Genomic DNA, 246 nt, shown 5'->3' on the forward strand with positions numbered 1-246 from the left:
ACGGATTAAGGTTAAATATGTCATTGCCTTATTGCCGTTATTGGATGCCATTTTACTTGAAGCCCATATTCGCTTTCTATCGTTAAGGCTCAGGTCACCACCGCTTTACTTACAAATAAACCTGCAACATCTTTTAGTAAGCCTGCCTTTTTTAAACGCCCATGCAATTGCATTTCAACAGCCATAGAGACTAGCCTTAAGGAGCTGGCTGTAACGATTTATAGCTTACCCTAACTTGAGATACGC

Annotated in this window: 1 pseudogene; it reads left to right on the top strand. The window is 40.7% G+C overall.

Annotated features, from left to right (window positions below):
* Positions 1–187 (top strand): annotated as a pseudogene (locus CWB76_RS20205) (sensor histidine kinase); the annotation flags it as partial.
* Positions 188–246 lie beyond the last annotated feature (59 nt).

The sequence above is a fragment of the Pseudoalteromonas sp. S1609 genome (assembly GCF_005887255.1).
In the GTDB taxonomy this organism is placed as follows: domain Bacteria; phylum Pseudomonadota; class Gammaproteobacteria; order Enterobacterales; family Alteromonadaceae; genus Pseudoalteromonas.